This window comes from Rothia sp. HMSC069C01, from assembly GCF_001814655.1.
GTDB lineage: Bacteria > Actinomycetota > Actinomycetes > Actinomycetales > Micrococcaceae > Rothia > Rothia dentocariosa.
The window spans coordinates 22,993-49,191 of record NZ_KV817379.1; the positions used below are offsets into that span (position 1 = coordinate 22,993).

Genomic DNA, 26,199 nt, shown 5'->3' on the forward strand with positions numbered 1-26,199 from the left:
TATTTTCTACCCTACCCGCTAAGGATGCTGTGCCCACCGAATCCGTGCCTGATGCCGCATACCGCATCGAGCTTTCCCGCTTACCGATGCGCACCTCGGCGCTGACGGCGCGCATCACGGTAGGGATACAGGCGCTTATTTACCCGCACGTTCCGGTGCATGTAGGGCAGACACTCGGTCGTTTGCAGCGCGGCTCGACCGATCCGACTTTTCACCGTCTGCGTGCCCCGCGTTCTGAGCGCTCACACGCGGCAGACGATACTCTGTGGATCGGGGCGCGCACGCCGTCCCTGCAGCTGCCCGCGACCCTGCACTTTACCCGTCGTTTCGAGGGCGCAACCTCTGCGCTGAATGCTCCGGTTCAGGTTTGCCTATGGGCGGAGTCCTCCCCCGCTATACCCGACGATGCATTCCCCACCGAACAGGTCTACAGCGAGCTTGAAGACTTTGCCTCCCTTATGCCCGCGTGGCTGGGCCTGCACGATCCCCGAGAAGAGTTTGCGAAGCTCCCCGCTTTTGAGCATCTGCCACTGAAAATTCGGCGTGCTTATCGCGAGAATCCGGGGCTGCGGCTGAGCGCATCCGGGCAGCTCACCCGGCATATGTTAGCGGCGATCGTAGAACAGCGGGTGACCCAACCGGAGGCTTTTGACGCACTGCGCTGGATTATCATGCGATACGGCGAGTCCGCACCCTTCAGCGGCAATTCGGCACAGCCTCCTCATCTGCGGGTGTACCCTACCGCTCAGGTCCTAGGCACAATTCCCTCGTGGGATTGGCATCGTGCGCGGGTAGATTCCGCCCGATACAGCGCGGTTTACCATTTTGCCCAACGTGCCGATGCGCTCGAACGCCTTAGCGCAACCGGACGTATCGCGCACCTTGCGGCGGCTCTCGACGATATTCCGGGGGTTGGCCCCTGGTCGGTGGCGGAAGCTCTTCAAGGTTTCTGTGGGCATCCGGACGCTGTCAGCGTGGGCGACTACCACTTAGCGCATACAGTGGGGTTTGCTTTTACGGGAGAACGCACCGACGATGCCGGAATGCTTCGCCTGCTTGCCCCTTACGCCGGTCACCGGCAGCGGGTTGTGCGCCTTATTCAGGAGGCGGGCATTCGCAAACCCAGGTATGGTGCGCGTATCAGTATTCCGGATTACCGGGATTTTTAATATGCGTGTGGAGCCGGTACCGTAAAAAGTACCGACTCCACACGCATAAACCACCCTTCACCGGGCGGGTTTATCACCTAACTATCTCTATGATGAAATGGCTAGTTCTGCTCTGCAGTTGCCATTTCTTCACGAACCTTATCCATATCGAGTTCGCGGATCGAAGTAATCACCTGCTCAAACTGGGACTCATTGAGCGCACCGGGCTGGGAGAAGACGAGAATACCGCCGCGGAAACCCATAATGGTGGGAATGGAGGTAATGCCTGCGGCCTGTGCCAGCTGACTCTGATCCTCGGTATCCACCTTGCCGAAGACGATATCGCTGTACTTCTCGGAGGCTGCCTCGTAGACGGGAGCGAACTGCTTGCAGGGACCGCACCAGTCTGCCCAGAAATCGAGGAATACGATATCGTTACCCTCGACAGTCGAGGTAAGGTTCTGCTGGGTGATTTCAATAGTAGCCATGGAGATAACGCTACACCCTGCACGTACATTGCGCTAATTTTTCACTCACAGACTAATAAATAGTTTAAAGCGCGTCATAAACCCTATTTTTTTGCCGTGAGCGGGCATTTTTGTCGGGTGTGCGAGGGTGCCAGATGCAAAGAACCCGGCTACCGAAGTAACCGGGTTCTTTTTAGGGTGGCAGATGAGGGATTCGAACCCCCGTAGGCTGTGCCAGCTGATTTACAGTCAGCCCCCTTTGGCCGCTCGGGTAATCTGCCGAACTAGCTAGGCTAGAAGTTCGCTCAAGCGAACAGAGACTACTGTACAGGTTTTTAATGAACTTGTGAAGCCAGAGCCTAGCTTTGTGACGAATACAACTTTTTGGGCTGTTTTTCGTTTTCGGAGGCTGTTTTTCAGGCGAGTTTACAGGTCGCCGTCCTGCTCCATCAGAAGCGTAATTTCCAAATGCTCAAGATAGCGTAGCGCCTGTTCAACTGTGCACATCTCGCTTCGAATCTCACGAGCAAGATCGCGCCGCACTCCCTCGAAGCGGGCAACGAGTTTGGGATCTGTCAGCGTTGAGCCGATTCCCTCGAAGGCAGGAGGCTCAACAACATCCGAAGAATCTTCGCTCTGAACCGCATCCACTCGCTCTGCCTCGGGGATGTTCTCAGGTTCAGAACCAATCGAACTGTAGAGGTCAAGGAACAGCAGGGTTTCAGCATCGCGAGCTTCTTCGCGATTCACGCTGCCGGTCGTTGACGAGTATTGTGTAGCCATGTTTCCATTCTGGATGTTCAAGGTTAACAACAGCTGAGAAATGCATCAATGAACCTGAAAATTATCTGTGAGCGCAACAGAAAACAGGTATTCTATGAGGGACAGATACCGTCGTATTCCGCACAAACACAACGAAAGGACATAGTTTTATGGCAAGCGAATCTTCTTTCGATATTGTCTCAAAAGTTGATAAACAAGAGGTCGCCAACGCCCTGCACCAGGCACAAAAAGAGGTTTCGCAGCGTTACGATTTCCGCGGTGTCGATGCTGAGATCGACTTCTCAGGCGAGAAGATTCTCATTAAGGCAAACGCCCAAGAACGAGCTCTCGCGGTGCTCGACGTTTTCCAATCAAAGCTCGTCAAGCGCGGTATTTCGCTAAAGTCCCTGGACGCAGGCGACCCCTACGCTTCGGGTAAAGAGACCCGCATCGAATGCTCCATCAAGGAAGGTATCGCACAGGATCAGGCTAAGAAGATTTCCAAGCTGATCCGCGATGAAGGACCTAAGGGTGTGAAGGCTACGATTCAGGGCGATGAGCTACGTGTGTCCTCAAAGTCTCGTGATGATCTGCAGAGCGTGATTTCACTGCTTAAAGGTGCAGATCTTGACGTTGATCTGCAGTTCGTGAATTATCGCTAGATACCTCTGCTGTGCACGTAGCATCAGTGCACCATTAAGGCGGGGTGGTTACCAGTTCTGGTAACCACCCCGCCTTTCGCCTATAAGACAAACACGTACGCAGGTTTTATAGCTGACCGTTATCGCGCGCCATCTGCTGCAGGCGGGCGATGCGTTTATCCATCGGTGGGTGAGTAGACATGAGGTTCTTCAGGCCACCGAAGGGGTTCGCAATCATAGAGGCCGAAGTATTCACAACCTGCTGATTCTTGGGATCCATTGGGTAGAGCGAGACACCCTTCTCCAACTTATTCAGGGCGGAGGCAAGTGCAATCGGATCGCCCGTGAGCTTTGCACCGTCTTCATCGGCATCGTATTCGCGGGTACGGCTGATAGCCATCTGAATAACCGCCGTAGCAATGGGAGCCAGAAGCGACATCAGGATTATACTCAAGAAGTTTCCGCCGCCGCGCTCACGGTTCCCGCCCATCATGGAGCCAAAGCCAACAATCTGCGCCGCCGCCGTAATCAGGGTTGCGATACCGGCTGCCACCGAGCTTGTAAGAATATCGCGGTTGTAGACGTGCATGAGCTCGTGCCCTAGCACACCGCGCATTTCGCGTTCGTCAAGAAGCTGCAAGATACCCTCGGTACAGCAGACGGCGGCATTGCGCGGGTTGCGCCCGGTCGCGAAGGCGTTTGGAGTCTGGGTGGGTGCCACATATAGGCGCGGCATAGGCTGACCGGCGCGCGAGGAAAGTTCCTCGACGATGTCATACAGAACCGGAACCTCCTCGCGGGTAACGGCATAGGCGTTCATGGAACGCAGCGCGAGTTTATCGGAGTTCCAGTATGAATATGCAACGGTACCCAAGCTCACAAGGGCGAAACCCCAGATAAAAATTGAGCTGCGGAAGTATGTTGAAAGGCCGCCGCCGATAAGCATCAGCAGACCGACCATGCCGCCCAGCAGAAGGGCGGTCTTAAGCCCGTTATAGTGTTTGTGCATTGCGTGTACCTTTAGAAATCGTGTTGCCGTGAACGTATTAGATTACAGCATACGGGATATATATATGAGGCAGACATCCAGATTCGCCACCAGCGTGTATTTCGTATTCTCGCATCCACAGGTTCCTCGAATGCGAGCAAGGTCACATGAAGTCTCGAAGTGTTCTGTTATCCCCCAGAAATTCGCAGTTTTAGCGACATAGTGTCATGGTGAAAGTACCCCGAACACGACTCTTATTATGAATTTATCGTAATTGTAATTGTGAAAAAGTCAGATTAACGGTAGAGTATTGTTCATGACCGAACCCCTAGATACGAACGCACACCCGGAACCCGAGCACCCTCTTCACGGATGCTCCCACACCGGCGTGCTACCGTTGGCAGCAGAATCCGCGACCGAACTTCTCACGGAATCTTGGTCGCAAAACTTGCGCGCTAAGGGGCGCAGGGTCACGAAACAGCGGCTTGCTGTTCTACGTGCGGTTCAGGCTCATCCCCATGCCAATGCCGAGGAAATAGTTACCGCTGTGCGGCAAGAGATTCCTACCATTACCGTGCAGTCGGTGTATGTGATCCTCACGGATCTGACGAATATCGACATGCTGCGTAAGTTTGAGCCGCCGGGAACCCCAGGGCTCTATGAGACTCGCACGGGCGATAACCATCACCACGCATTCTGCATTCGCTGCGGAAAAGTTCAGGATGTAGACTGCGCTATCGGCTCAGCGCCCTGCCTAACTCCCAGCGACTTCCACGGCATGGCGATTATCAGCGCAGATGTACTGTATCGAGGCGTCTGCGCAGACTGTCAAACTGAGGCAGAAGCAGAACTGGCGAAGAGCCAGGTGCAAGCCGCAGCGAGCGTTCAGCACTAACGAACCACATTCCCACACCTTACTCCGGGCGTGAAACAGCGCCTTGGTGTTCGTTAGCTGCACCCTAAAACAGGAAGAATGCTCGTCGAAAACCACATAGCATCAACAAAAACACAGGGAGAAGCAAATATGTATCAGACCCCGCAGAACCCCATTCATCCCGGTTCTTACACCACCACGAGCACTGGCACGCCGGTAGCTTCAGATGATCATTCGCTCACCGTGGGCGCCGATGGTCCCATCGTTCTGCACGATGCTTACGCTGTTGAAAAGCTCGCTCAGTTCAACCGTGAGCGTGTGCCCGAGCGTGTGGTGCACGCAAAGGGAACCGGTGCATACGGCTACTTTGAAACCACCGAAGACATTTCGCAGTACACCCGTGCGGCGCTCTTTCAGCCGGGCGTTAAAACCGAGCTGCTGATTCGTTTCTCAACCGTGGCGGGCGAATCCGGCTCCCCCGATACTTGGCGTGACCCCCGCGGTTTCGCGGTAAAATTTTACACCACCGAAGGCAACTACGACTTGGTAGGTAATAACACTCCTATCTTCTTCATTCGCGATGCCATCAAGTTCCCCGACTTCATCCACTCTCAGAAGCGTATGCCCGGTTCGGGTCTACGCGATAACGATATGCAGTGGGATTTCTGGAGTCTCAATCCGGCATCGGCGCACCAGGTAACCTGGCTGATGGGCGACCGCGGTTTGCCCCGAACCCTGCGCCATATGGATGGCTTCGGCTCGCACACCTACCAGTGGATTAACGCCGAAGGCGAGCGCTTCTGGGTTAAATACCACTTCAAGACCGAGCAGGGCAACGAGTTCTTCACCCAGGCTCAGGCCGATGAAATGGCGGGCAAGGATGCTGACTTCCACCGCCGCGACCTGCGCGAGGCTATCGAGCGTGGCGACTACCCCGCCTGGACGCTCTACGTGCAGATTATGCCCTACGAGGACGCGAAGACCTACCGTATTAACCCCTTCGATCTGACGAAGATTTGGCCGCACTCAGATTACCCGCTGATCAAGGTGGGCCGCATGGTGCTGGATCGCAACCCTCAGAACTTCTTCGCCGAGATCGAGCAGGCTGCCTTCTCCCCCTCGAACTTTGTACCCGGTATCGCGGCTTCGCCCGATAAGATGCTGCTCGGTCGTATCTTCTCCTACCCGGATGCGCATCGCTACCGCATCGGCACCAACTTCGCACAGCTGCCGGTGAACGCACCCCACGCGGCGCCGGTGAACAACTATTCGCATGACGGTTCGATGCGTTATAACTTCAACGACCCGTCCGTTCCCACTTATGCACCGAATAGTTTGGGAGGCCCGCATGCGGATGCGGCACGCGCTGGCGAAGGAAGCTGGGAGTCTGACGGCGAGTTGGTACGCGCCGCCTACACTCTGCGCCCGGATGACGATGATTTCTCACAGGCACGCACCCTCTACGAAGTAACCATGAACGACGAAGAACGCGAACGCCTGATCAGCAACATCTCCGGTCACGTAGGCGCTGTTCGTTCCGACGAGATTCGTGAACGCGCGTTCCAATACTGGGACAACGTTCACCCTGAGCTCGGTTCTCGCGTCCGCGAGGCCGTGGCAGCCGCCGCATCTGGTTCATAAGATACGGCAGCGTCTGTTCCCCTGTAGATTCGAGAACATGACGCACGGCTGCAGCATGGGGCCGGTGACTTTCAGTGAGGTGGAGTCACCGGCCCCATATTTTAAACCCGTTTGCAGGATTACAACCCTCTCCAAACACAAAATCACCCGGAAGAGATAACACCGTATGGGTGTTTCTTCCGGGCGATTTTAGCGTGACAGATTTTATGAACTATGCGGGTGCACTAGCACCAGCGGGAGAAGCGCCGAAGACCGCTTCCTGTTCACGCACAATATCGAGGAGCTCGCGGATCTGCTTGATGTCGAGCACAGCGCTAGGGTTGAAGTAGTTGATCTGAATACCCGGGGCGTTGAGCTGTTCCGCGAGGGTCAGCACCTCAATCGCGTGTGCTACGCGCACCTCAATTGCAGGATCAATAGCGGCAACTTCAATCGGCGAGGTGAACGCCAACATGTTCGTGGGGTTGCCTTCATCATCGGGGACGAATGCGGGGCCCTGTACCTTACTCTTGGGGTCGATGGCCACCACCAGAATAGAGTTTGGTGCCACCAACGAACCGAGAAGCTGCTGCATATTGTCGTTGATAAGAGCCATTTTCGCGCCGTCGTTGCGGGGCGAGTTCACAACCCATTGCACCTGGGCGCGCTCAATATAGCATTCGTGGTTGGAACCCGGATCTATCGCAATCAGATCAAGGTCGGGGTTGCTCAAGAAATCCATGAAAATCTTGACGGCGGGTTCGCGCAGAATCAGCTCGTCATCGTCGGAGTTTTCACGCATGTAGCTCTTCGAAACATACTCTGCCGACGAGAATACGCATAGCGCCTGCATCCCGTTTTCAAGGCGAATAACCTGGTAGCGCAGCTGCGATTCGGGACCAATATCAAGGTGCCCTGCGGGAACAATAGTTGAGCCGGAAGCATCCACGAGCAAATCGCCGCCGAGCATGGTGCGCACTACGTTAATGAGGGTTCGTTCTTTGACGTCCTTCTTGAAAGCTTCGAGTGCAGCGGCGAGGTAGGGATTGGGAACCTCGTAATCGGTTTCTTTATGCAAGCCCGAAACATCACGAGCTCGACCGTGCATACGTTCGGTTGCCCAAGCGGGAATACGCTCGGAATCGCGCGGGAACATGTGCAGATGCTCGCGCACATCCGAAGCACTCAGGGTTCCTTCAGTACCCCAGTTCTCCGGTTCTTCGTCGCGGTTATAAGATGCCCCCACACTGAACTTCGGTTCGGGCCAGTTATTGGCCGCCACCACCACAGATGCGGTAAACCAGGTGCCGCGGTTGCCGTCGTAGGCGGCGCGCTGGAGCTTGCGAAGATCGGGCAGTACGGGCGAATCTTCCTTGAGGGGGCCCACTGAACCGATGTACTCTTCGCCGTCACGGAATTCACGCACGCGAATATAGACCTGCCCGGCGAGGGGTTTTACGTCGAGGATCATCTCGCTCCACCCGGGCTCAGCCTTGACGACATCAAGAAGCCAGCTACCGATACGGTTGAGCGCATCCTGGGTGCGGGCGGCTCTACTCGTCGGTTCAGAACGTCGGGTATCCGTCATGGTTTTCCATTCCTTTATCGTCAGCTTGCATCTTAGGTCCCGGCGGGAAGCTACCCGCTACTCTATTGATTTTAGCGAAGCATCCGCCGTCACGCCGATTTATAACGTCATGATAGGTTTAGGGAACACACTTTTGCGTGTGTGTTCTAGCATCGGTTACCAAGTTGTCTCTTGTTCAAATTTTTTCTCCATCCGACCCACAAAATTGGTGCAGTTTGTGGGTACTCACACCAAAAAGGTTGTTACCCTTAACCTATGACGAATTCTTTGCAGGATCTTATTGACGCATCAATCTTTATCTCGACCGAATACCAGGCGCGGTTGGCTGAACTCATTGGGTCTGCTGACTACGACGTAAACTTCGCCGAACAGTCCCTCACGTTCAAGGCCGCCGACCCGGTGTCTTTTCAACCCTACCTGCTCGGTACCGAATCTGAAAACCGTGGAACCTGGATTTGGTCGTGGCAGCAATTGGGATATTTTCCAAATGCGGTAGTCTCAGCGGCGCTGCAGGCGCGAGATGCCGGTGAACGCGACTCAGTTCTGGAGCTAAGTACCGACGAAATTCCGCTCTCAGAGGGATTGGCGCGTCGCCTGACTTTGGCAACGAAAACGGTGACCGGTTTGTACGCCCACTATCCCCTGCCTTCGGGGTCTGTGCGGGCATGGAGCCTGATCGACAGCCCCGAACTGACCCTGGATGCGCCCACGTACAAAGGTGTAGGGCGCGTGATTGCGAAGGCTCTGCAAAGCGAGGATATTCACGATCATCCACTCGCCGTTAATTCTTATGCGCGTCAGCGCGGGTTCCATACCGCTTGGGATACCGAGGCCACCGTGGTACTCACCATGACCGACGGCGCCCTGCGGCTATGGTTCGATGAGGGGCGCATCAGCGGTATCGAGCGCGCGAAGCCCGAGGTTACCGCCCAAGAACTTGCGCAGCTTGCCGCAGAGGCTGAGCAGTACCGTGCGGAATTGGCGGCTGAACGCACCGAAGTTGAGCAGGCTGCCGCTGCCGAGGCTGCAGAGCAGGTGTCCCTGCGCGAACAGCAGTCGGCAGAGCGTGCGGCGGCACGTGCCGAAGCCGAGCAGGCACCCGCCGTTCAGGAACCCGAGGAAGCCCAGACGCCTAAGGACGCACAGGCAGCAAAGAGCGCCCCCGCACAGGAAAATGCACAGCAGGAAGAAGCAGCACCGGCTCAACCTCAGGCTCCCGCGGCGGCCGCAAAGCGCACTGTACCCGCTGGCGCATCGCAGAAACCGGTGGCGGGTGTACGCACGACCGAGAACCTCTACCCGGATACCGAGGCCCCTTTCGATCAGGATCCGCGCGAGGATTCCGAGCACGGTCGCGTAACGGTCAATACCCTCCCAGGCGATGTTGTTCCGAACGCTGGCGCTGCCGCAGCACAGACCGGCACATCTGCGGGTCAGGCTAAGGCGGCGAAGCCCGGTGCCTCCGATGCCTCGAAGTCCCGCACATCGATCACCCCGCGCACAGCTGGCAAACCCGGCGCAAGCGCAGGTCAGGGACAGGAAGCACCTCAGCCCGGCGCACAGAAGCCCGCAGCGGCAGGTGCCCAGCAGCAGCCGCAGCAGGCACCCAAACCTGCCGCTTCAGGTACCGGCGCATCCGCACCGCAGACCGAGAACACCCCGGCAACTGCAATTCCGGTGATCAAGCCCGCCGAACAGAATGCCGATCAGCACGAGGAGCAGGAGCAGACTCAGGAAACCGGCAAGAAGAAGGGCTTCTTCTCGCGGTTCTTCGGTCTGTAGACAACGCTGTATCAGCAGGTGTACAGGGTCTTTACCCCGTACCTGCGGCATATTATCCTGACCTAGGAATTTCATCATTCCGGTGGGGCGCAATGCTGTATTATGTTGCGCCCCATCGGCGTTTAATAGGCGACTCGCCTCCGCCAGTCGGCGCCTCACACTCGTGCAAGAGTGCGGTGAAGAGTAGAGTTGTTAGAAGTTCACATCTCATCTTTCGTTCACAGGTAGGGAGGATCCCTCACACTATGGCGCAGAATGCTCACAGCGCTACAGCACCCGCATCAGGCACGGCGGCACACGCTGCACAGACCCGCAATGGTTTTATCTGCCTTTTTACCACCTACGCGATCTGGGGTATGCTGCCGCTGTATTTCTATCTCATGGCGTCTTCGTCTGCGCTGGAGATTGTGCTCTCGCGTGTGATTTTTTCACTGGTATTCTGCGCGGTTCTGCTCCCTATTTTCCGGTTGACCAAGCCGTTTAACCAGGCGGTGCGTACTCCGCGCACTATGGGTATTTTGACGGTCGCGTCTTTGCTGATTGGCGCGAACTGGATGATCTATGTGTATTCCACCACGCACGGGCATACGATCGACATGTCGCTGGGGTATTTTATTAACCCGCTGGTCTCCGTGGTGTTGGGGGTCGTGTTCCTGCACGAGCGGCTGCGAAAAGTTCAGTGGATCGCTATTGGGATTTCGACCGTGGCGGTGCTGATTATGAGCGTGGTGTACGGACAGATTCCGTGGCTGGGCTTAGGTGTTGCCTTCACCTTTGGAACGTATGGGCTGCTCAAGGCGCGGGTGGGGTCAAGTGTGCATCCGGTGGTGTCGCTATCGCTTGAGACTTTTATTTTGCTTCCGGTGGCGCTCGTGGTGCTGTGGTGGATGAATACGCAGGGACAGCTCACGTTGTTTTCGCAAGGCCCCGGGCATTTCTGGCTGCTTGCTTCCACCGGCATTGTCACGGTGACTCCGCTGGTTCTTTTCTCGGCGGCGGCGCGGGCTCTGCCTCTGTCGGTGATCGGCATGGTGCAGTATATGGGCCCGACCATTCAGTTCTTCCTGGCGCTCTTCGTGCTGCACGATAGGATTACCCCGGATAAGTGGATTGGCTTATCTCTGATTTGGGTGGCTATCGTGATTTTCACGGTGGATGCGGTGTGCGCCTCACGCACTTCGCGCCCGTCGAAGCTCACGGCGGTCGAGACCGGCATGATCCCTATTGTGCAGATTTCTCAGTCCTCTGAGGGCGGCGAAGGCCGGGAGCAGAACTATCTTCTGGATGCGGTGCAGCTCTCGCCCGAAGACACCGAGGATTCCGAGGCGAGCGCCCGCGACAAATCCTGAGTCCTTGCCGTATATGCATAAAAGTGTTGGCACGAGAACCGACAGAGTTCCCATGCCAACACTTTTTATTCGCGCCGAGTGCGCAATTATTCTATGTTTCTACGTACCGGGCACAGTCCGCAGACCTGCCCACGTGACGGTATTATTCGGTGGCTGCCTGCTCGACAGCATCATCCTCAGGTTCTTCGGGGTGCCTGCTCAGGTTTACGAGGGCAAACACCAGGCCGCCCCAGATAATGAGGATTGCCACGATCATCATAGCGATAGCTGCACCGCTCATTATGCCTCCTCACCCTGTGCTTTTGCGTGTGCTTTCAGCGCGGCATCGTCCACATGCGTGTGGGCGAGTTTACCGCCGATAACGGGCGGTGCCGGAGGTTCCTCAGCAGCACGTGACTTATGCGACCACGGCAGGAATGAAATCACGATGGAGCCAACGATCAGGAGTACGACCATGCCCCAGCCGAAGATACCAAGCAAATCTGCAGGGTACCCTCCATGGGGTTCGGCAATTGTCTTCACGAGCGTGGAGATCAGGCTGTACCCCAGGATCAGCGGGGTAACGCCCGCCAAGAGAATCATCCAGATCCAACCCACTTTGAAGGAGGAAACAGAGTTTAGGTGCTCCCGCAGGGTCGGCAGAGCCCGCACGCCATAGGTGATCACGACAATAGAGGTGAGGCCAGCGGCAAGAATGCCAAAGTTATTCACGAAGGTATCGAGTATATCCAGCATGTACAGGCCGGATGCGGTGGGCATCAGCAGTGTCGAGATAATCGCCAACGGGATAATCACGATCATAGTCGAGGTCAGGCGTGAGGTGCCTGCTTTATCCTGTACACCGGCGATAATGACCTCAAGAATTGAGATGAGCGAGGTGAACCCTGCGAAGAGGAGTGAACCGAAGAACAGGAACCCGATGAGCGCTCCCGCCGGTGCCTGCGAAATAATGGTGGGAAAGGCAATGAAAGCCAAACCTATTCCTTCTTCGACAACTTTATCCACGGCGATGCCCTGTGCCTGCGCCATGAAGCCCAGCGCCGCGAACACGCCGATACCCGCCAGCAGCTCAAATCCGGAGTTGGCGAAGCCCACGACGGCACCCGAGCCGGTCAGGTCGGTCTTGGGCTTCAGGTAGGATGCGTAAGTCACCATAATGCCAAAGCCAATGGAGAGCGAGAAGAAGATCTGTCCGTAGGCGGCGACCCACACCTCGCCATTGGTTAGCGCACCCCAGTTGGGAGTGAACAGGGTGTTCAGGCCGTTCATTGCGCCGGGCAGGGTGAGCGAGTACGCGACCAGACCCACGAACATAAAGATCAGCAGGGGCATAAACACCACATTGGCGGCACCCACGCCTTTTTGTACGCCCAGCGCCATGATGACGATCAGGGAAATCCACACCAGCACGAGCGGAATGAGAATGCCGGGGTTAAAGTCGAAGGAAAGTTGTGGATCCCCCACTTTCAGGAAGTCCTTCATGAAGAAAGTTTTCGCGTCGTTGCCCCATTCCTGGTTGAATGAGAAAATCATGTACCGCACTGCCCAGGCGATAACTGCGGCATAGTAGATGGCGATAACCGCGCTAATGCCCATATGCCACCAACCGATGAACTCGGTTTTGCGGTTGAGGCGGCGGAATGCCAATGGGGACGATGCGCGCCCGCGGTGGCCAATCGCGTAGTCGAAGAAGAGGAAGGTGAGGCCTGCGGTCAGCAACGCCACGATGTACGGGATCATGAAGGCGCCGCCACCGTTCTTGTAAGCAACAGCGGGGAAACGCCAAATATTTCCCAGACCAACAGCTGAGCCGATGGCGGCAAAAAGGAAGACCCTGCGGCTGGAGAAGCCTTCACGCTTCGCCGGGGTCTTGGCGGGTTTTGTACCCATGATAGTGGTTACCTCGGTCTAGATGTTCATGTATGCACGTCACGCGACGATGCGCCTTTAAGGGTAGACGGAGCATGTCGTCGTGAACGGAGGCGCGCTAGGGTTTGGGCGCGACTCTCCGGGTGCTCTGTGCTCTCAATGATGTGTGGGCACAGACGTTCTTTAGGTTTACCTGATGTAGGCTATTTGGTCAATGATAGCCCATCATGTGGGATTCTGTGGGATTTATGAGGGGAATGTAACAGATAAACACAAGCATTCTTAAACTAACGCTTCTCGATCTTCAGCCCTCACGGCATCTCATGCCGAGCAGCAGGTGCATCCTGGAAGAGGCCAGATTTATCGGTACTTTTATGGGTCTCTGCTTTTGAGCCCCTCAAGATTCCCACCAAAATTACCGTGAATCCGCACAGCGGAGCAGCCCCGAGGGCGAGCTCGGTACGGCTCACCACATCCAGCGGCATGTGCAGCAGGAGCAAGGCCAACGTAGCCGCACAAACCCAACCGCTCACATATAAACGGTGCATATTCAAGGCAATAGCCAGATTTCCGGCGAGCACAAGCAAGGCGATAATCGCGGATTCAAGGGTCAAAATAGCAAGCATCATTCCGGGTGCAAGACCGGCATATTTAGAGTAGAAAATGTCAAAGAGAAAAGGCCCGATAAGATAGGCAAGCAGTGCACCGAAACCGCCGATTCCCAGGACCCACAGACACGGGCGTGCTAAAGCGCGCAGTGGGTGATCTTGGTGCTTTAAGAAAGCCGATATGGCGACCCCTTGAAAGGCCTGAAGCGGCATCATAATCGGCGAACGTGTAACCCCAATAGCAGCGACCAAGGCATTGAACTGTGCGCTTTGATCCTGCGTTGTGAACTGTAAGAAAAAGGGAAACGCCGTCATAAGAATCGATGCACCGGCGGACGAAAGCATGAGCATCACAATATTTCGTGTGTACCGCCGCGAACTAACATCAATGCTCGCGTTCCAGACGCGCCGCCCGGTACGTGAAAATACGACGCACGGAACCCAGATCAGCGAGGCGACGACAACGGCGGTCTCAAATCCGAGCAGGTGCCACGACAACACTACCGCCGCCAGTGTTGCCGCCAAACGTATCAGTGCCTCACCGCTGCCTAAAACGGCGTAAAAATACCAGGAATCCCGCCCTGCGGATGCGCCGCTAACAGCAGCGTAGACGGCGTACATTACGACGCCAAACGCTATCAGTACAACACTCATCTGCGGGTAGGTGGGGAAAGCGGAGGACCACAGTGGTGAGGTCATGACGACGATCGCGGCAATACTCAGTCCTAACAGGGCTGCCACGGCGGAATATGAAAGTCTATTGGGGTGTGTTCGTGATTCCGGATTCTGCAGAAGGGACGCCCCGACTGCCCGCGTTGTCTCCTGCTGAATAGCGCCGGTTATACCGTAAATTCCGAACACGAGGGGCCAGAATGCTGACTGAAACTGCCTAAACTCACTGTGCGATAAAAAGTACGCAGCAATAACCGATATAGCAAACGTTGCAGCAGCCGCTATAACCGAGCTGAAGAATATTGCGGCAGATTGATATGCGGTAACGGTTTTGTGGGCCATAGTTTCCCTTAAAGAACTCTATCGAGTTCAGCTCCACCTGGGCGTTCTTCACACACTACGCTGCATCGATATACACATTCTCGTGAAGAAGTCTTCCTGAAGCAACCGTATCACGCGGTTTAGCCCTCGCGATGCACCACGGCATGCGCGAAGGATTCCAGTGCCGCCTTCGCGGTAGAATCCGGCAGCGGTGCAATGGCTGCAATCGCGCGATCCGCCCAGTCATAGGCTATCTGCCACGCTTCCTGCATGACCGGATGCGCGGCGAGCGCGGATACGGCAGCGGCAAGCGCCTCGTCAGAGCTCAGGTCTGCCTCAATGAGCGTTCGAACCTGACGGGCTGATTCTTCTCCAGCCTCTGCGGCACGGTTGAGCAGAATGGTCGGCAGGGTTGGCACGCCCTCACGCAGATCGGTGCCCTGGGTTTTCCCGGAGGATGCACCATCGCTGACAATATCGATCACGTCATCGGCGAGCTGGAATGCTACGCCCACGAGTTCGCCGTAGGTGGCGAGCATCTGAATAACCTCTTCGGAGGCGCCCGCCAAGAGTGAGCCGTACTCTCCCGCCGCCGCGATCAGCGAGCCGGTTTTCCCTTCGATCACGGAGATATAGTGGTCGAGAATATCCTGGTTTTCGCGTACACCGGTTGTTTCGTAGAGCTGCCCCAGCACCAGGCGTTCGAAGGTTTGCGCCTGAATTTTCATGGGTCGCGTACCCAGATCGGAGACCAGCAGCGAGGCACGCGAGAAAATGAGGTCACCCGTCAGGATGGCGACGGAATTTCCCCAAATGGTCTGGGCGGTATCGACGCCGCGGCGTTTGGGCGCATCGTCCATCACATCGTCGTGGTAGAGGGTCGCCAGATGGGTGAGCTCAACGACCACCGCAGCCTCAATCACGTCGTCGTTAATCTGTCCGTCCACGGCGGCGGCGAGCAGAGTCAGGAGGGGGCGCACGCGCTTTCCACCGGCGAGCAGTAAGTGTCGGGCGGCAACATCGGCGAGCTTATCGGTGTAGCTGATAGCCTCGGCAAGCCGCTCTTCAATCCGCGCCAGTGAGGTAAGAATCTGGGGGCCAAGCTGCGGGTCGGACGCAATGAGCTCAAACCCGGCGGGCAGGTTGAAATCGAGTCCTGCCATCAAATCGGTGGCTGCAATGGATTGCTCTGAGGTGCTCACGATGCCTTCTTCGGTGTGTTGGTGCGTAGCTGTATGCTGTGTGTTGCTCAATGATGATGTGCTGAGTGTTAGTTTTGGGGTTTGAAGCCACGGTGAATGGCAACAATTCCGCCGCTGAGATTACGATATTTGACGTCCTGCCAGCCCGCCTGTGCGAACGTGTGGGCAAGGGTTCTCTGATCCGGCCAATCGATAATCGACTCCGCCAAATATACATAGGATTCCGGGTTTGAGGAGATCGCGCGCGCTACGGGCGGTATCGCCTTCATAATGTATTCCTTATATACCTTACCGAAAGGGGCGAAGGTTGGGGTTGAGAATTCCAGCACCACGATGCGCCCGCCGGGCTTAGTAACCCGGTACAGTTCGCTCAGCGCACGGGGGTAATCTGCAACGTTACGCAAACCGTAGGACATAGTGACGGCATCGAAGCTGTCGTCCTCGAAGGGAAGGTCGGTAACATCCGCCCGCACGAAGGTCATATCGGGGCGGCGTTTGCGTCCGACCTCCAGCATCCCTTCGGAAAGGTCCGCGGCGATAACATCAATCCCGGCGTCGGCGAAAGGCTCAGATGAGGTTCCGGTACCGGCGGCAACGTCGAGGACTTTCTGCCCGGGATGCGCATCCACAGCGGCGACGGTCTGCTTGCGCCAGTAGATGTGCCGTCCCAGCGACAAGATGCCGTTCATCAAGTCGTAGCGCTTCGCGACGGTGTCAAACATGGCGGCGATATCGCCGGTCTTCTTGTCAAGGGTTGCGCGGGTACCCTGAACATTTTTCTCTACGTTGCTCACGCCTTCAATTGTGGCATGTTCTACCGCCCGTGGGGTAGTTGAGCACCTCCTGATACGTCATCTGAGGTGGCGAACACTTTAACTCACGAAAATATGCACTCTTGTGCCCGGTGTTGCGCACGTGCAGCACGTTTCTCCCGCCGTCCGCTGCGGCGCGGCAGCATTCCTGGTTTTATGCATACTATGCATACATAATTCGTCATTTCCTCAGAAAAATAGTGAATATTTATAGGCATACTTGCATTCTTTATCGTGCAGGTGCACAATGGAAAACATCAAAATTTTCTACACAACGGAGCACACCATGTCGATTTTCACCGCAAAACCCAACCTCAAAAAGTCCCTCGCACTCCTCGCGCTCGCACCCCTCGTCCTCACCGGATGCGTCTCAACCGCATCCGACGGCGAGAACGGAGAGGTAAACCTTATCAACAACGGAGTCCTCACCGTCTGCACCAACACCCCCTACATGCCCTTCGAATACGAAGAAAACGGAAAAATCGTAGGTATCGATGCAGATATCGCAAACGCTATCGCCAAAGACTTGGGTGCAGAAGCACAGCTCACCTCCATCAGCTTTGAAGGCCTCGATTCGGGCACCGGGCTCACCAGCGGACAATGCGATATTGCGCTCGCGGGTATCAGCGTGACCGACGAGCGGAAATCCAAGATGGAATTCACCGATGTCTACTTCGAAGACAACCAAGCGATTCTGGTTCCTAAAAACTCTAAGATCTCCTCCGTCGAAGATCTTAAGAACGCCAAAGTCGGCGCTCAGCAGGCAACCAGCGGCGAATCCTATGCCAAAGAAAAAGGCGCGGATGTTGTGCAGTACGAGGACAACGAACTCATGTTCTCGGCATTGAAGACCGGTCAGGTGCAGGCCGTCTCGGCAAATCTCTCGGTTATTTCTGAGGCGCTAACCAAAGACCCTGACTCTTTCAAGATCGCCTATCAGACCTCGGAAAACGCCGACCAGATTGCCGGTGCGGTAGCCCCCGAAAAGAAAGCCCTGCTGGATAAAGCAAATAAGACAATTCAGCAGCTCAAGTCCAGCGGCGAACTCGATAAGATCAAGGAAAAGTGGACCAAGGCTAAGTCTTCGTCCTCATCCGCATCTTCATCCAGCGCAAACTAACCGCGATTAGCGCGGTGCGCGTTCGCTAACGTGCTCCGCGCATCCTGAATATCACGATCAACACAGACTACGTTAGTGTAACGATGGCACAGAATAAACTATCTCCCCGCAAAAAACAGGCGATGTTCCGGTACTCCCAGTATGCTCTGCTGGCGGTTATCGCGGTTCTTATTATTGCCCTTGCCGACTGGAAAACGCTTTCCAGCCAGGTTTTCAACCTTGAGGTTGCGCAAAAGCAGTTCCCGAACGTTATTACGGTAGCGCTCAAGAATACCCTGATCTACACGGCCCTGGGTTTCGCCGTAGGTCTAAGCCTTGGTCTTATCCTGGCACTCATGCGTATCTCATCGATCGCACCCTATCGGTGGTTGGCGACAATCTATGTCGAAATTTTCCGCGGCATTCCGGCGCTCTTGGTGTTCTTTGCCTTCGGTTACGGCATTCCCCTCGCCTTCAAAATCCGGTTTGTCGATAACCTCATTCCGGTAACACTCTCCCTCGGGCTGGTGTCCTCTGCCTATATCAGCGAGGTGCTGCGTGCCGGCCTGCAGGCGGTTCCGAAGGGTCAGTATGAGGCGGCGCGGTCGCTGGGCATGTCGCACACCCGGGCGATGCTCTCGGTAATTATTCCGCAGGCATTCCGCATTGTGCTCCCCCCGCTGACTAACGAAGTTATTCTGCTGACCAAGGATTCCTCGCTCGTGTACCTGCTGGGTGTACAAATCGCGCAGTACGAGCTGGCGAAATTCGGGCGTGAAGGTATTACCGCATCCGGCGCAGGGCTCACTCCCCTGGTGGTTGCTGGCCTGTGCTACCTGATTATTACTGTGCCGCTGGGGCAGCTATCCGCATATTTTGAGAAGCGCACGGGCGCATCACGCAAGTAACCACGACAAAGACTTTGGGAGATTGTCATGACTGACACAGTAACATCAGCGGCATCGGTGAGCATCACGGGGCTACACAAGTCTTATGGCAAAAACGAGGTGCTGCGCGGTATTGATATTCAGGTTGAACCGGGCGAGGTCGTCTGCCTGATCGGCCCTTCGGGGTCGGGTAAATCAACGCTTCTGCGATGCGTAAACCTGCTCGAAGAGCCCAATGCGGGAACCATTACCGTGGGCGGTGTCGAGGTAACCGACCCGGACGCCGATATTAACGCCTTGCGCACCCGCATGGGCATGGTGTTTCAGCAGTTCAACCTGTTCGGACATCTGAGCGTGCTTGATAACTGCACGATTGCCCAGATCAAGGTCTTAGGGCGCGATCGTGCAACGGCAGAAAAGATTGCCCGCGAACAGCTGGCGAAAGTGGGGCTGGCAGATAAGGAAAATGCCTATCCGAGCAAGCTTTCGGGCGGTCAGCAGCAGCGTGTGGCGATCGCTAGGGCGCTGTCGATGAATCCCGAACTCATGCTCTTCGACGAGCCGACAAGCGCGCTCGACCCCGAGATGGTGGGCGATGTTCTTACGATTATGCGTGATCTCGCGGACGAAGGTATGACGATGATCGTGGTGACTCACGAGATGAGCTTCGCCCGCGATGTCGCCGATAAGGTCGTCTTCATGGCGGATGGCGTGGTCGTCGAAGAGGGACCCGCCGAGCGGGTGATCGGCAGCCCACAACATGAACGTACCAAGACATTCTTAGCGCGTGTGCTTGATCCCACCCACGTGGATGAAACCCCCGCAGATCAGGGTGCGGCAGCAAACGCCTAGTCCGTTTGCCCTGTTTCAGACCAGCCCCGCAGATACGTTTTCCTCCAAGTGCTCCGTGAGGAAGGTATCTGCGGGGTTTTTACCGTTTCACAGAAAACCTGCTCATAACAGCTTTGCCTGTTGGGGAGAATATACGACAATGTCCCGTATCCGTCGCTGGATACGGGACATTACCGTGCTTAAAGGGATTTATTTATTTCTAAGGCGTTGTGCCCTAGACCTGTTCAACCTCAATAGTGATATTAGGCTCCGGATGTGATTCTCCGGTCAGCATAATGACCATCAAGGTCGAGTCTTCGAGTGCCGTGACCGAGTGCAACAGCTTTGCCGTGGTGTGGATGATTTTACCGGGTTCCAGAATAATACTCTGCCCCTTGGCGCTGTAATCAACCTTGCCTTTAAGCACCTGCACAATCACCGGATGTACACTGTGGTGTTCGTGCCAAGATTGACCGCCTGCCAGCTCCATCAGGGTGATGCTGCCACCATCGGCATCAAGAAGTTTCTTTGCCTGCGGCTTAGTCTCAAAGGGGGTAAGAACTTCGGTGAGCTGTGGGAAAACAATCACACGCCCTTCGTGAGTACCCGCCATGAGTTCTAACCTTTCGCTGATGATGGTTGTTCTTTTAGGATACGCGCATCCTAAAATTTGCATGAACTATGCTAAATTCTATGCCCGTATTACGAGGGTAGGCAAACAGTGACATATATATTTCATAACGTGATACGGCCCTAGTATTCCCACACGCGCGTATAGGGAGAAGATACCTGGTTACGCGGGCGCAGAAGCCGCACCAGTATCGCCGTGGTGCCCGTGCTGACCGCCAGAATCATGCAGGTTGAGGCAACGAACACTCCCCCGGGCATGGTGGAAAACATGGTGACCGCATACATCGCAACCGCGCAGAATGAGAGAAACAGGCTTGCAATCGTCAGCAGCGGCACCGCAATGGCTCCCACCACACGAGGGGTCGGTGCGTTAAATTCTGCACGGCGCAGGTACCGAAGAACGCCCAAACCGAGAACGGTCCAGAGAGCAACTACCAAAATCGCGCTAATAACATCCGCTGGGCGGTGCCAGCCGTTAATAATGGTGGATGCGCCCGTAGCGCAGGTCGCCATCGCCGCCAAGACCGCAATCGTGGGTCGAAGCGCGCGAGGCGCTGCGATAAACAGAGCGGCACCCGCAGAAGCGGCGAATGCCGTGTGCCCGCTCGGCGCGGAGTTCAAGAGGGCTTCCTGAATACCGAAATTAGGCTTGGTAATCACATAATTCTTGAGGACGTGGACGCTCAAACACGCGCCCGTGCCCGCAAGAATACCCACGATAGCGGGCAGGATGCGGTGCTTCCAGATCAGCCCAATAATAATGCCGATCACCGCGATTACGCCGGTAATTGTCGGCAGGTTATCGAGAGCCGCCAGGGTGGGACGCTGGTACTCCGCGAACTGGCTGGCATATTCGGTAAACGCATTTTCGTCGAGCTGCTGCCCGGTACGGCTGTAGATGAAGAACTGGAACGTGGCGTAGAGCAGGGCACCGAACAGCACCATGACACCCAAATGCTGCGCCACAACCTTGGTACTTGGCGGATCATTAGGAATGGGCGCTTCTGCGGGAACACCTGCTCCGGGGGCCGCAGGGTTCGGACGAGCGCCGTATCCGGCATAGTTCGCGGCTCCCATCGTCTGGTTAGCGGCGTGCGGATGAGCGGCGGCACTGTACTGCGTGCCCTGGGGCGCAGTCTGCACACCGGGAGCACCCGTTGGCATGGCGACCGTGGCAGGGTAATCAGCCGAAGGGGTTATATCCGGCTGCACACGGGTTTGCGGCTGGGCGGCACGCGTGTGCTGAACGTAGTGAGCACGCGGATCCTGCGATGCGCTGATGGCTTCGGTTGGAGAATCGTCAAGAGCGTCGAGGGCTACCGTGTCAGAGCTTTCATGGGGCTTAGGCGCCTCGTGCGGGTTCGGGATGGCGCGGGTTGCGTCCGTGTCTGGTGAGGAAGATGGCAGATCCTGAAGGTTCAGAAATTCGGTCGCATCATCATCGGTTTCATAGGAGGATTGGATGCTCGATAACGGAACCGTCGCATCGGCATCGGCACTGTCGTTATCGGCTAGAGTCTGAGGGGATAGAATACGCGTAGCATCGTCCGTGTCATTCGAGGTACTGGTATGGCGAGGAACATGACCACGCGATGTGTGAGGACCCTGTGACATACTTTTTCCCTCCAAAATGTCTGTGATGCAGTGTCTGTAAACACGACATAGAAAACACTATCTCAGGTTAAGCTATGAAAAATACGTGTTTTCTAAATTCCAAGCTGGGAGTTTACCGAGAATACCTTAAGGAGAAACGCCATGTCATCCGTGCCGCCGCTAGGATACGGGTTCATCACTGAGGGCTTAGCTTTGCCGCCGTTAGAGCAGGTTTTACGCGCCGTTCGAGTGGTTGATATTCCCATGCGGGTTACCTTCCGCTCAGTCAATCGGCGCCAGAGTGCGCTGATACAGGGTCCCGCCGGATGGGGCGAGTTCGCGCCGTTTTTAGAGTATGACGATCATGAGGCGGCGGCATGGTTAGCCTGTGCGTTAGAGTCCGCCTGGCTGGGGGCGCCGCCCGTTCGACGAACCACTATTCCGGTGAACGCGACCCTTCCCGCGGTGAGCGCCGAGCGGGTTCCCGAAGTGCTGAACAACTATCGTGGAACCATCCACGAGCTTAAAATCAAGGTTGCTGAAAAGGGGCAGACTCTCGACGATGATATTGCCCGCGTTGCGGCGGCGCGGCGTGCCCTCCCGAACGCGCGGTTAAAGGTGGACGCTAATGCGGGGTGGAGCGTCCCCGATGCTCTCGAAGCCCTTGCGGCGCTGAACGAGCACGATCTGCTTTATGCCGAGCAGCCCGTCGCCACGGTTGAGGAGCTTGCGCAGGTGCGTGCCCTGGTGCGCGAGCACGGCCTTTCGATGCTCATCGCCGCCGACGAATCCGTGCGTAAGGCTAGTGACCCTCTCAAGGTGGCGCAGGCGCACGCCGCCGATGTGCTTATCGTCAAGGCGGCGCCTTTAGGCGGGGCTCGGCGCGCACTAAAGATCGTTGAACAGGCGAGTTTACCCGCGGTGGTGTCTTCGGCGCTGGAATCTTCCGTAGGTATCGCAACCGGTGTGTCTCTGGCGGCGGCTCTGCCGAATCTTCCCTATGCGTGCGGGCTGAGTACGGTCTCACTGATGAGCGCCGATGTGACCGAAAATTCGCTGCTTGCTCGCGATGGCGAGCTCCAGATGCGGCAGGTTGCACCTATGGAGTCGGCGCTGAGGCGCGTTGAAGCAGAGAGCGAAGTGTGGGATGCCTGGGTGGAGCGCATCCGACGGTGCTACCTGGTGCTTCGGGAAGCCTTGCACACGAGTCTTTAGCCAGGTATGTTCTGAACGCTCTGGTCAGTGTTCTGGGGGCTAACTGCCCGTTTAGGGGCCCCATATTCTTCACACGCCCAAACACCGGTCTAGAATAGACGGGTGACTGAAAACCCCGACCGTGCCGACACCGTTCAAACTCCCCCCGCTCCAGACTCCATGCTCTCCGCCGTCGCCGTGCTCGATTCCCTGATTCGCGCGGGCATGCGGCATGTGGTGGTTTCCCCAGGTTCTCGAAGCGCTCCCCTGGCGTATGCGGTTGCGGCGGCCGAAGAGGCAGGTGCGTTGATTGCCCACGTGCGCGTTGATGAGCGCGTGGCAGCGTTTACGGCGCTGGGTATCGCAAAAGCTTCGCGGCTGCCCGTGGGGTTAGTGTGTACCTCGGGAACGGCGCTGGGTGAGTATTTGCCCGCCGTGATGGAGGCTTACCATGCCGGGGTTCCACTGGCGATCCTGAGCGCGGACCGTCCCGTAAGGCTGCGTGGAACCGGTGCTAATCAGACGACGGTTCAAACCGATTTTTTCTCTCCCTTTGTGCGTGCAAGTGCTGATTTGACCTCGTACCCCGAGCATAATCCTGGGCAGCAGACTGCCGATTTTATGGCATGTTTAGCGGCGCTGACCGGCAGCGATGCGCAAGATTGGTCGCGCACAAGCGATAAGCCCGTGGGGCCGGCGCATATTAACGTGTGTTTCGACGCCCCGCTCACACCTTCGGCTCGGACAGCCGAGATTCTTCCCACCTGGGCCGCATCGCTTGCCGAGCATATTGCCCCGGGGGCCGCATCGTACCCCGTTGAGCTTGAGCCTGCACGGCTGAGCCCTGTTGAGAAGTTTTGGCTGATGCAGCATGAACAGGCGGCTCAGGCCTCGCCACTTAAACCCGAAGGCGCACCAGACTGCCCGAAAACGGTGGTGATCGCGGGAGACGGTGCCGAGCTGTTCGCTGCCGAGTTTGCCCGCGCGTTGAATCTGCCGCTGCTGGCAGAGCCTTCTTCGCAGGCGCGGCACGGCGCTACCTCGATTCCCCAGTACACGACGGTGCTCGGGGAACATGCGGCTTCCGAGCTGGGGCAGAGCATCGAGCGAACTATTTTATGCGGGCATCCTACGCTTTCGCGCGCTATTTCTGCGCTTTTAGCGCGTACCGATGTGCAGCATGCCTACTATGCGCCTCGGCGCGCCAGCTGGTACGAACCCGGCACCCGCGCCGTTCGCGAGATTGATTCGCCCTCCGAACTTGAAGCCTTTGCGCTTATAGGATCGGGCATGCGAGCCGATGATACCTGGCTTGATGCTTGGGTCACTGCCGGTCGGCGGGCTCAAGAGGCATCGCTCACGTTGATCGAAGCCTATCGTTGTGCCGAGTCTGAAACAGTGCAGCCGCAGGCCTCTGCTCCATCCGAAGAATGTCACCAAGACGGTGCACATACTTCTCAGCCTGCTAGAATTCCCGCTCAGACGCTTGCACTCCAAACCTGGAATACATGCGCACAGCAGCGCCGTACCCTTGTCGTCGGCTCGTCGAGTATTGTGCGCGATCTAGATATTATCGCCCCCGCTCTTGGTGCCGATGCGCCCGCACGGGTTCTCGCAAACCGCGGGCTTTCCGGCATTGACGGGCTTATCGCAACGGCTGTCGGTGTTTCTTTAGCGGGCTACTACCCCACCGGCAACGCACGCACGGCTGTCGATGCTTCCACCCATGTGGCGGGCGCGCCGATTCCGGTTACCCTCATATGCGGCGATTTGACCTTTCAATACGATATTTCTGCACTGAACCTGCCCATGACGGAGCTTCTGCCCGATCTTGACGTCGTCGTCTATGACGACGCCGGAGGCGGCATTTTCACCGCGCTGGAACACGGCGCTCTCGCCCAGAATCCACAATTTGCCCGCGCCGTCGAGAGGTTCTTTACGGTTCAGGCGGCACCGAATACGGATTTGGAACGCATGGCGGCAGGCTTCGGTGAGGAGTCAGGTATTCGGGTGCGCATTCACCGCCCGAACGATATTTTCGATACCCAGGCTTAGGTTGCGCCTTACCCCTTCTAAGGTTCGCAGAGTAAAACCTCTGCACAGGGACGCACCACAGCCTCAAAATGGTACGTACTCTATGCGGAGGTTTTCAGAAATTCTTATTAATATGACGATATATGTCATACCCGACTGTCATATGTCTGTGCTTATGCTAGTGCAGGATGCCAATCGTGATAGGACCGGTGTATCCGGTGGTTTCAGAGCTGTCGGTAGGCACCTCGGTACCATCAAGCTGCGCCATACGATCTAGCAAGAACCGGGTAGGTCCGGGTGCATATGGCAGGTGATACATGGCGGCGGTGGTACTCGCATCATTCGGGTCAATAGTCGAATGGCGAATAGCATAAATAGCCTTCTTCATGGTCTCCTGAGAGCGCTCCACAAAATCACGCTCTACGGGGTCGCCGCAGCCGGGCACATATACGCGGTAACGATCAAGCTCAAGAAGCGCGCCCAGGGTCTCTACCCAACGATCGGGGAAAGAATCTTCAAAGGATGGGTCGGTCCCCTGCTCCAGCAGACCACCCGTAAAGAGCACATCGTCGATACCCACCAAGATATCGCCCTCGGTATGTCCCGGACCCAAGTAGATGAGGGTTGCCGAGCGCTCCCCCAGATCAACCGGGGTAAAGGTAATGCCTTCCCCGCTTTGGGCAACCAGATGATTAGGCACCACGATATCGGTTGCCGCTCCCTGGTGGTGTGCCATCTCAGGTTCTAGGGTCTCCACGTACAGACGCTGCCTATCTCCGTATTTCTTGATAGCGCGCGCCGCCCGCGGGTGCGACCAAAACTCTTCGGTGCCCATAGCCGCAAAAACGTCGTTTCCGAAGTAACGCTCGGGGTGTGCATGCGTATTGACGACAACAAGAGGCATACGGGTAATACGACGAACCTCATCATAAATTTCGGTTGCCTGTCGAGGTCCTGCACCGGTATCGATCACGAGTGCTTTCTCAAGACCGAGAATGAGTCCGGTATTTAGACAGTAGTTATCGGTTGCAATACGATAAACACCGTCCGCTAGTTCAATCGTGGTTGCCATACTTCTAACGGTACTCGACTTTACCGTCAGATACGGAATATTTTTATAAAGGTTTGATAACACACTTGCGAACGTCTATCACGAAGTTCCCCGTGAGATTGTTATTATTTTGTTATTTTTTGTCGAATCCTATGGCGTGAGACACTTTTAGAGGTG

General features: G+C 56.3%; 23 protein-coding genes and 1 tRNA gene. 11 read left to right on the forward strand and 13 right to left on the reverse strand.

Annotated features, from left to right (window positions below; all coding sequences use genetic code 11):
• Positions 1 to 29 precede the first annotated feature (29 nt).
• Complete coding sequence (locus HMPREF2981_RS00730; RefSeq protein ID WP_139044849.1) at positions 30 to 1,169, forward strand: DNA-3-methyladenine glycosylase family protein; 1,140 nt, start codon at positions 30 to 32, stop codon at positions 1,167 to 1,169.
• Between the two features lie 101 nt (positions 1,170 to 1,270).
• Here HMPREF2981_RS00730 and HMPREF2981_RS00735 read toward each other — a convergent pair whose 3' ends face one another.
• From HMPREF2981_RS00735 to HMPREF2981_RS00745, 3 genes are all read right to left on the reverse strand, one after another.
• Positions 1,271 to 1,636 carry a thioredoxin family protein gene (locus tag HMPREF2981_RS00735; RefSeq protein WP_004005389.1) on the reverse strand — a complete coding sequence of 122 codons (366 nt, stop codon included), beginning with the start codon at positions 1,634 to 1,636 and terminating at the stop codon, positions 1,271 to 1,273.
• A 178-nt stretch (positions 1,637 to 1,814) separates the two neighbouring features.
• Positions 1,815 to 1,896, reverse strand: a tRNA-Tyr gene (locus HMPREF2981_RS00740).
• Between the two features lie 145 nt (positions 1,897 to 2,041).
• The gene (locus tag HMPREF2981_RS00745; protein WP_004005392.1) at positions 2,042 to 2,398 is read right to left on the reverse strand and encodes a hypothetical protein; all 357 of its coding nucleotides are present in this window, start codon (positions 2,396 to 2,398) and stop codon (positions 2,042 to 2,044) included.
• Between the two features lie 149 nt (positions 2,399 to 2,547).
• Between HMPREF2981_RS00745 and HMPREF2981_RS00750 the strand changes: the two genes are divergently transcribed.
• Positions 2,548 to 3,039, forward strand: coding sequence for a YajQ family cyclic di-GMP-binding protein (locus HMPREF2981_RS00750; protein WP_004005393.1), 492 nt, complete (start codon positions 2,548 to 2,550; stop codon positions 3,037 to 3,039).
• 106 nt (positions 3,040 to 3,145) lie between these two features.
• On the opposite strand, the gene htpX is transcribed toward HMPREF2981_RS00750, so the two are convergent.
• A complete protein-coding gene (gene htpX / locus HMPREF2981_RS00755; protein WP_004005394.1) occupies positions 3,146 to 4,027 on the reverse strand; it encodes a zinc metalloprotease HtpX in 882 nt (293 codons plus the stop codon).
• Positions 4,028 to 4,322: 295 nt separating this feature from the next.
• Between htpX and HMPREF2981_RS00760 the strand changes: the two genes are divergently transcribed.
• Positions 4,323 to 4,901, forward strand: a complete 579-nt coding sequence (locus tag HMPREF2981_RS00760) for a Fur family transcriptional regulator (RefSeq protein ID WP_004005395.1) — start codon at positions 4,323 to 4,325, stop codon at positions 4,899 to 4,901.
• A 129-nt stretch (positions 4,902 to 5,030) separates the two neighbouring features.
• On the forward strand, positions 5,031 to 6,521 hold the full coding sequence (locus HMPREF2981_RS00765) for a catalase (RefSeq protein ID WP_070660374.1): 1,491 nt from the start codon (positions 5,031 to 5,033) through the stop codon (positions 6,519 to 6,521).
• A gap of 211 nt (positions 6,522 to 6,732) precedes the next feature.
• Here the strand turns inward: HMPREF2981_RS00765 and HMPREF2981_RS00770 are convergent, their stop codons facing one another.
• On the reverse strand, positions 6,733 to 8,088 hold the full coding sequence (locus HMPREF2981_RS00770; RefSeq protein ID WP_048777688.1) for an SseB family protein: 1,356 nt from the start codon (positions 8,086 to 8,088) through the stop codon (positions 6,733 to 6,735).
• 255 nt (positions 8,089 to 8,343) lie between these two features.
• On the opposite strand from HMPREF2981_RS00770, the gene HMPREF2981_RS00775 reads away from it, so the two are divergent.
• Both HMPREF2981_RS00775 and rarD read left to right on the forward strand, forming a co-directional pair.
• Entirely contained in the window at positions 8,344 to 9,870 is a 1,527-nt protein-coding gene (locus HMPREF2981_RS00775) for a DUF6882 domain-containing protein (RefSeq protein WP_070659949.1), read from the forward strand.
• 245 nt (positions 9,871 to 10,115) lie between these two features.
• Entirely contained in the window at positions 10,116 to 11,219 is a 1,104-nt protein-coding gene (gene rarD, locus HMPREF2981_RS00780) for an EamA family transporter RarD (protein WP_070659952.1), read from the forward strand.
• A 142-nt stretch (positions 11,220 to 11,361) separates the two neighbouring features.
• Here the strand turns inward: rarD and HMPREF2981_RS10495 are convergent, their stop codons facing one another.
• The 5 genes from HMPREF2981_RS10495 to HMPREF2981_RS00800 form a co-directional block, all read right to left on the reverse strand.
• Complete coding sequence (locus HMPREF2981_RS10495) at positions 11,362 to 11,499, reverse strand: methionine/alanine import family NSS transporter small subunit (protein WP_080513847.1); 138 nt, start codon at positions 11,497 to 11,499, stop codon at positions 11,362 to 11,364.
• A complete protein-coding gene (locus tag HMPREF2981_RS00785) occupies positions 11,499 to 13,109 on the reverse strand; it encodes a sodium-dependent transporter (RefSeq protein ID WP_048754342.1) in 1,611 nt (536 codons plus the stop codon). Before HMPREF2981_RS00785 ends, HMPREF2981_RS10495 begins: the two co-directional genes overlap by 1 nt.
• A gap of 290 nt (positions 13,110 to 13,399) precedes the next feature.
• Positions 13,400 to 14,710 (reverse strand): hypothetical protein, encoded by a 1,311-nt coding sequence (locus HMPREF2981_RS00790; RefSeq protein WP_070659955.1) that lies wholly within the window; start codon positions 14,708 to 14,710, stop codon positions 13,400 to 13,402.
• 119 nt (positions 14,711 to 14,829) lie between these two features.
• Positions 14,830 to 15,891, reverse strand: a complete 1,062-nt coding sequence (locus HMPREF2981_RS00795; RefSeq protein ID WP_070659958.1) for a polyprenyl synthetase family protein — start codon at positions 15,889 to 15,891, stop codon at positions 14,830 to 14,832.
• A gap of 68 nt (positions 15,892 to 15,959) precedes the next feature.
• Positions 15,960 to 16,685 carry a demethylmenaquinone methyltransferase gene (locus HMPREF2981_RS00800; RefSeq protein WP_070659960.1) on the reverse strand — a complete coding sequence of 242 codons (726 nt, stop codon included), beginning with the start codon at positions 16,683 to 16,685 and terminating at the stop codon, positions 15,960 to 15,962.
• A gap of 304 nt (positions 16,686 to 16,989) precedes the next feature.
• On the opposite strand from HMPREF2981_RS00800, the gene HMPREF2981_RS00805 reads away from it, so the two are divergent.
• The 3 genes from HMPREF2981_RS00805 to HMPREF2981_RS00815 all read left to right on the forward strand — a co-directional run bounded on the left by HMPREF2981_RS00805 (position 16,990) and on the right by HMPREF2981_RS00815 (position 19,541).
• Positions 16,990 to 17,823 (forward strand): ABC transporter substrate-binding protein, encoded by an 834-nt coding sequence (locus HMPREF2981_RS00805; protein WP_070660379.1) that lies wholly within the window; start codon positions 16,990 to 16,992, stop codon positions 17,821 to 17,823.
• Between the two features lie 83 nt (positions 17,824 to 17,906).
• The gene (locus HMPREF2981_RS00810) at positions 17,907 to 18,710 is read left to right on the forward strand and encodes an amino acid ABC transporter permease (protein ID WP_013397707.1); all 804 of its coding nucleotides are present in this window, start codon (positions 17,907 to 17,909) and stop codon (positions 18,708 to 18,710) included.
• 27 nt (positions 18,711 to 18,737) lie between these two features.
• Positions 18,738 to 19,541, forward strand: coding sequence for an amino acid ABC transporter ATP-binding protein (locus HMPREF2981_RS00815; RefSeq protein ID WP_070659963.1), 804 nt, complete (start codon positions 18,738 to 18,740; stop codon positions 19,539 to 19,541).
• A gap of 214 nt (positions 19,542 to 19,755) precedes the next feature.
• On the opposite strand, the gene HMPREF2981_RS00820 is transcribed toward HMPREF2981_RS00815, so the two are convergent.
• Together HMPREF2981_RS00820 and HMPREF2981_RS10980 are read right to left on the reverse strand one after the other, a co-directional pair.
• Entirely contained in the window at positions 19,756 to 20,133 is a 378-nt protein-coding gene (locus tag HMPREF2981_RS00820; RefSeq protein ID WP_238382373.1) for a cupin domain-containing protein, read from the reverse strand.
• Positions 20,134 to 20,273: 140 nt separating this feature from the next.
• Complete coding sequence (locus HMPREF2981_RS10980; RefSeq protein ID WP_246825182.1) at positions 20,274 to 21,764, reverse strand: phosphatase PAP2 family protein; 1,491 nt, start codon at positions 21,762 to 21,764, stop codon at positions 20,274 to 20,276.
• 141 nt (positions 21,765 to 21,905) lie between these two features.
• On the opposite strand from HMPREF2981_RS10980, the gene HMPREF2981_RS00830 reads away from it, so the two are divergent.
• On the forward strand, positions 21,906 to 22,958 hold the full coding sequence (locus HMPREF2981_RS00830) for an o-succinylbenzoate synthase (RefSeq protein WP_070659969.1): 1,053 nt from the start codon (positions 21,906 to 21,908) through the stop codon (positions 22,956 to 22,958).
• 102 nt (positions 22,959 to 23,060) lie between these two features.
• A complete protein-coding gene (gene menD, locus HMPREF2981_RS00835; RefSeq protein WP_210398805.1) occupies positions 23,061 to 24,992 on the forward strand; it encodes a 2-succinyl-5-enolpyruvyl-6-hydroxy-3-cyclohexene-1-carboxylic-acid synthase in 1,932 nt (643 codons plus the stop codon).
• Positions 24,993 to 25,149: 157 nt separating this feature from the next.
• Here menD and HMPREF2981_RS00840 read toward each other — a convergent pair whose 3' ends face one another.
• Positions 25,150 to 26,043 (reverse strand): MBL fold metallo-hydrolase, encoded by an 894-nt coding sequence (locus HMPREF2981_RS00840; RefSeq protein WP_048777668.1) that lies wholly within the window; start codon positions 26,041 to 26,043, stop codon positions 25,150 to 25,152.
• Positions 26,044 to 26,199: the final 156 nt, after the last annotated feature.

Bases quoted from the DNA above. Each gene is read 5' to 3' on its own strand.
- HMPREF2981_RS00840 (WP_048777668.1), bottom strand. From the start codon at position 26,043: ATGGCAACCACGATTGAACTAGCGGACGGTGTTTATCGTATTGCAACC.
- rarD (WP_070659952.1), top strand. From the start codon at position 10,116: ATGGCGCAGAATGCTCACAGCGCTACAGCACCCGCATCAGGCACGGCG.
- HMPREF2981_RS00745 (WP_004005392.1), bottom strand. From the start codon at position 2,398: ATGGCTACACAATACTCGTCAACGACCGGCAGCGTGAATCGCGAAGAA.
- HMPREF2981_RS00790 (WP_070659955.1), bottom strand. From the start codon at position 14,710: ATGGCCCACAAAACCGTTACCGCATATCAATCTGCCGCAATATTCTTC.
- HMPREF2981_RS00770 (WP_048777688.1), bottom strand. From the start codon at position 8,088: ATGACGGATACCCGACGTTCTGAACCGACGAGTAGAGCCGCCCGCACC.
- HMPREF2981_RS10980 (WP_246825182.1), bottom strand. From the start codon at position 21,764: ATGTCACAGGGTCCTCACACATCGCGTGGTCATGTTCCTCGCCATACC.
- HMPREF2981_RS00820 (WP_238382373.1), bottom strand. From the start codon at position 20,133: ATGGCGGGTACTCACGAAGGGCGTGTGATTGTTTTCCCACAGCTCACC.
- HMPREF2981_RS00785 (WP_048754342.1), bottom strand. From the start codon at position 13,109: ATGGGTACAAAACCCGCCAAGACCCCGGCGAAGCGTGAAGGCTTCTCC.
- HMPREF2981_RS00810 (WP_013397707.1), top strand. From the start codon at position 17,907: ATGGCACAGAATAAACTATCTCCCCGCAAAAAACAGGCGATGTTCCGG.
- HMPREF2981_RS00735 (WP_004005389.1), bottom strand. From the start codon at position 1,636: ATGGCTACTATTGAAATCACCCAGCAGAACCTTACCTCGACTGTCGAG.
- HMPREF2981_RS00815 (WP_070659963.1), top strand. From the start codon at position 18,738: ATGACTGACACAGTAACATCAGCGGCATCGGTGAGCATCACGGGGCTA.
- HMPREF2981_RS00830 (WP_070659969.1), top strand. From the start codon at position 21,906: ATGTCATCCGTGCCGCCGCTAGGATACGGGTTCATCACTGAGGGCTTA.
- HMPREF2981_RS00805 (WP_070660379.1), top strand. From the start codon at position 16,990: ATGTCGATTTTCACCGCAAAACCCAACCTCAAAAAGTCCCTCGCACTC.
- HMPREF2981_RS00760 (WP_004005395.1), top strand. From the start codon at position 4,323: ATGACCGAACCCCTAGATACGAACGCACACCCGGAACCCGAGCACCCT.
- htpX (WP_004005394.1), bottom strand. From the start codon at position 4,027: ATGCACAAACACTATAACGGGCTTAAGACCGCCCTTCTGCTGGGCGGC.
- HMPREF2981_RS00765 (WP_070660374.1), top strand. From the start codon at position 5,031: ATGTATCAGACCCCGCAGAACCCCATTCATCCCGGTTCTTACACCACC.
- HMPREF2981_RS00775 (WP_070659949.1), top strand. From the start codon at position 8,344: ATGACGAATTCTTTGCAGGATCTTATTGACGCATCAATCTTTATCTCG.
- HMPREF2981_RS10495 (WP_080513847.1), bottom strand. From the start codon at position 11,499: ATGAGCGGTGCAGCTATCGCTATGATGATCGTGGCAATCCTCATTATC.
- HMPREF2981_RS00750 (WP_004005393.1), top strand. From the start codon at position 2,548: ATGGCAAGCGAATCTTCTTTCGATATTGTCTCAAAAGTTGATAAACAA.